At 74.4% G+C, this 4,569-nt stretch carries 2 protein-coding genes; both read right to left on the bottom strand.

The window, feature by feature from the left end:
- On the bottom strand, positions 1 to 1,817 hold a 1,817-nt coding region (locus ACZ6BB_RS42100), incomplete at its 3' end, for a type I polyketide synthase (protein ID WP_471620365.1).
- 58 nt (positions 1,818 to 1,875) lie between these two features.
- On the bottom strand, positions 1,876 to 4,569 hold a 2,694-nt coding region (locus ACZ6BB_RS42095; protein WP_471620364.1), incomplete at its 5' end, for a type I polyketide synthase.

The following is a 4,569-nucleotide window of genomic DNA, read 5'->3' as shown; positions in this document are numbered from 1 at the left end:
CACTCCGCCATCCGCGCCGCGAACACCGGCGAAGCCGCAAGCAACTCCACCGCCATACCCACCCACTGCGACCCCTGCCCCGGAAACACGAACACGGTCTTGGCCTTGCCGCCCTCGCCCGTCACCAGGCCGGGCGCGTCGTCGCCCGCGATCAGGGCGCGGAGTCGGGCCGAGCCGTCCTCGCGGGAGTCGGCGAGGACGATGGCTCGGTGGGAGAGGGAGGCGCGGGTGGTGGCGAGGGAGTGCCCGATGTCGGCGGCGGTGTGGTCCGGGTGCTCGGTCAGGTGGTCCAGGAGGCGGCGGGCCTGGTCGCGCAGGGCGGGCGCGGTGGCGGCGGAGAGCGTCCAGGGGACGGCGACCGGATCGTCGTCGCGGTCCTGGACGAATGCGCGGTCGGGGTCGGTCGCACGGCCGTCCGGCGACGGTTCCCGCAGGACGTTCGCTTCCGGGGCCTGTTCCAGGATCACGTGGGCGTTCGTGCCGCTGATCCCGAAGGACGAGACGCCCGCCCGGCGCGGACGGCCCGTCTCCGGCCACTCCCGGGCCTCCGTCAGCAGCTCCACCGCGCCCGCCGACCAGTCGACCTCCTTCGTCGGCCGGTCCACGTGCAGGGTCTTCGGCAGGGTGCCGTGGCGCAGCGCCATCACCGTCTTGATCACACCGGCCACGCCGGACACCGCCTGGGTGTGCCCGATGTTCGACTTCAACGACCCGACGTACAGCGGGCGTTCACGGTTCTGGCCGTAGGTCGCGAGGAGGGCCTGGGCCTCGATCGGGTCACCGAGACGGGTGCCGGTGCCGTGGGCCTCCACCGCGTCCACGTCGGACGGTGACAGGCCGGCGCTCGTCAACGCCTGCCGGATCACGCGCTGTTGTGCCGGACCGTTGGGCGCGCTCAGGCCGTTCGAGGCGCCGTCCTGGTTGGCCGCCGAGCCCCGCAGCACGGCCAGTACGGGATGCCCGTTGCGCCGGGCGTCGCAGAGGCGTTCGAGGAGGACCACGGCGGCTCCCTCGCCCCAGCCGATGCCGTCGGCGGCGTCGGCGAAGGCCTTGCAGCGGCCGTCGGTGGAGAGACCGCGCTGGCGGGCGAAGATGACGAAACCCGCCGGGGTCGCGAGGATGCCGACGCCGGCCGCCAGGGCGAGCGAGCAGTCGCCCTGGCGCAGCGACTGGCCCGCGAGGTGCAGGGCGACGAGGGAGGAGGAGCAGGCGGTGTCGACGGTGACCGCCGGGCCCTGGAGTCCCAGGGAGTAGGAGACGCGGCCGGACATGACGCTGCCGGAGCCGCCGGTGAGGGCGTAGCCCTGGTCCTCGGCGGAGTCCATGAGCAGGGCGCCGTAGCCGGTGGGCAGGCCGCCGACGAAGACGCCGGTACGGCTGCCGCGCAGGGACAGCGGGTCGATGCGGGCCCGTTCGACGGCCTCCCAGGAGGTCTCAAGCAGCAGCCGCTGCTGCGGGTCCATCGCCAGCGCCTCGCGCGGCGAGATACCGAAGAGCGCGGGGTCGAAGTCACCGGCGTCGTGCAGGAACGCGCCGTCGCGTGTGTAGGTCTTGCCCGGCTTGTCGGGGTCGGGGTCGTACAGGTCCTCCAGGTCCCAGCCCCGGTCGGTGGGGAGCCCGCCGACGGCGTCCACCCCGTCGGTGACGAGGCCCCACAGCTTCTCCGGCGAGTCCGCGCCGCCGGGCAGGCGGCACGCCATGCCGATGACGGCGAGGGGTTCGCGCCACTTCTCCTCGGACTCACGCAGCCGGTCGCGGGTCTGCTGCAACTCCGCCGTGACCCGCCGCAGGTAGGTGCGGAGCTTGTCCTCGGTCATGGTCGACTCCAGATCGGTGTGGTGGGGCGCGGCGCGGGGTGGACGGGCGGGGTGGGCGTCAGCCGACACCCAGGTCACGGTCGATGAGGTCGAAGATCTCGTCGTCGGTGGCGGACTGCAGGGCATCGGCCGTGTGCGTCGGCGCCTCCGGGCCGGTCGCGTCGATCCGGGCCGCCAGGTCCCGCAGCCGTCGCGCGAGGTCGGCGCGGGCGTCGGGATCCAGGTCGGGAGCGGACAGTGCCGGCAGGAGGGCCTGTTCCACGCGGTCGAGTTCCTGCTGCGCGCGCAGGGCGTCCAGGGGGCCGTCCGGTGTGCCGCCGAGGAGTTCGTCGTGCAGGAGGCCGGCGAGGGCGGTGGGGGTGGGGTGGTCGAAGACGAGGGTGGCGGGCAGCCGCAGACCGGTGGCCGTGTTGAGACGGTTGCGGAGTTCGGTGGCCGTGAGCGAGTCGAAGCCGAGATCCTTGAACGGGCGGTCCGGCGTGAGAACGTCCGGTGAGGCGTGTCCGAGCACGGCGGCGGCATGTTCGCGGACCAGGTCCACGAGGGTGTCCCGGCGTTCGAGGCCGGTGAGCCCGGCCAGGCTCTCGCGCAGCCGCGCGGCGGCGTCCGTGTCGGCGGCGGGTTCGCCGGCGGCCGGGTCCTGGGCGCGCAGGGCGCGGGCGGCCTCCGGGATCTCCTCGATCAGCGGGCGGCGGCGGGCGAGCGCGTAGACGGGGGCGAAGCGTTCCCAGTCCATGTCGCTCACGGTGAGTGTCGTCTCGCCGTGCCCGACGGCCTCGCGCATGACGCCGATCGCCAGCTCCGGCTGCATCTGCCGCAGCCCCATCCGCTCCAGCTGCCCGGCGACGGCCTCCGACCCCTGGAGCATCCCGCCGCCCGCCCAGCCGCCCCAGGCGAGGGAGGTCGCGGTCAGACCGCGTGCCCGCCGCTCATGGGCGAGACCGTCCAGGTAGGCGTTGGCCGCCGCGTACGTACCGTTGCCCGCGCTGCCCCACACAGCCGCACCGGAGGAGAACAGCACGAACGCGTCCAGATCCAGGCCGGCGGTCAGTTCGTCCAGGTGGCGGGCGCCCTCCACCTTCGCCGACATGCCGGCCACGAGTTCGTCCGGCTCGATGGACAGCACGTCGGAGAACGTCGCGACCCCCGCGGCGTGGACGACCGCGGTGAGCGGCACCTCCGCAGGGACGCCCGCGAGGACGGCCGCCAGGGCGTCTCGGTCCGCCGTGTCGCAGGCCGTGAACGTCACCCGAGCACCCAGCGCCTCCAGCTCCCGGCCCAGCTCGGCGGCGCCCGGCGCCCCCGCGCCACGGCGGCTCGTCAGCACCAGGTGCTCCGCGCCCGCGGAGGCCAGCCATCGGGCGACATGAGCGCCGATCCCGCCCGTGCCGCCGGTGACCAGGACGGTCCCTCGCGGCTCCCAGACACGTTCGGCCTCGCGTCCCGTCGCCATGGCCCGCACCAGCCGTCGTACGTGCGTACCGGACTCCCGTACGGCGACCTGGTCCTCGGACCGGCCCCGGTCGTCGACCGCCGCGGCCAGCACGGCCGTCAGGCGCCGGCCCGTGTCCCGCGTCCACGTGGCCGGCAGGTCGACGAGCCCACCCCACCAGTGGGGATGCTCCAGGCCCACCACCTGCCCGAGGCCCCAGAGTTGCGCCGCCTCCGGGCGTACGGCGTCGCCCGCGGCCACCGTGACGGCGTTCTCCGTCAGCCACCACAGTGGTGCCCCCACGTCGGCGGCGCGCAGGTCCCGCAGCAGCGCGAGGGCGTCCGCCAGGGAGCCCGGGCACGCGAGCACGCCCGCGTAGTCGCCTCCGGCGGCCTCCGACACGACGTCGGAGGCGAGCGTCACCTCGGCTCCGGCCTCCCGCAGTGCCTCGGTGATCCCGTGGAGGGCCACGTCGGACGGCTTCACCGCCTCGGGGGTGAGCAGCAGCCATCGTCCCGACAGCCGCGCGTCCCCGGCGGTACCGCTCCTGCGCCACACGACCCGGTAGCGCCAGTCGTCGACGGCCCGGCCCGCGCCACCGCCGACCGATACCGCCTCGGGCCAGTAGCGCCGGTGCTGGAAGGCGTACGTGGGCAGGTCGACGGGGCTGATCCTCGGGGGAGTTCCGGTCCTGGCGCCCGTGTCCGCCTCGACATCGGCGCCGGCGCCGGTTGCTGTCCCGGGGACGGACGCCGTCCAGTCGACCTTGCACCCGTGTACGTACGCCTCCCCCAGCGAGAGCAGCAAGCGCTGGAGGCCGCCCTCGCCGCGGCGCAGCGTCCCGAGGGCGGCGACCTCGTGCCCGGCCGCCTCCGCGGTGTCCTGCACCGCGCCCGTCAGTACCGGATGGGGGCTGATCTCGACGAAGACGCGATGACCCGCCTCGACCAGTCCGGCCACCGTCTCTTCGAGGCGGACGGTGGACCGCAGGTTGCGGTACCAGTACTCCCCGTCCAGGCCGGTGGTGTCGAACCGTCCGGCGGTGACCGTCGAATGGAAGGGGACCGCGGAGGCGACGGGGGCGGTGTCGGCGAGCACCGCCGGGATGTCGGCGCTGAGCGTCTCGACCTGTGCGGAGTGCGAGGCGTAGTCCACCTCCACACGCCGGGCGCGGGCACCGCACGCCTCCGCCTCGGCGATCACCTCGTCCAGCCCCTCCGGAGTTCCCGCGACCACCACGGACGACGGACCATTGACCGCCGCCACCTCCACCCGGCCGTCGACCAGCGGCGACAAGACGCGGACCTCACCGACCGGCAG

The organism is Streptomyces sp. NPDC041108, assembly GCF_055592645.1.
Note: the sequence above shows the minus strand (reverse complement) of the source record. Positions and strands in the feature narration are given on the sequence as shown.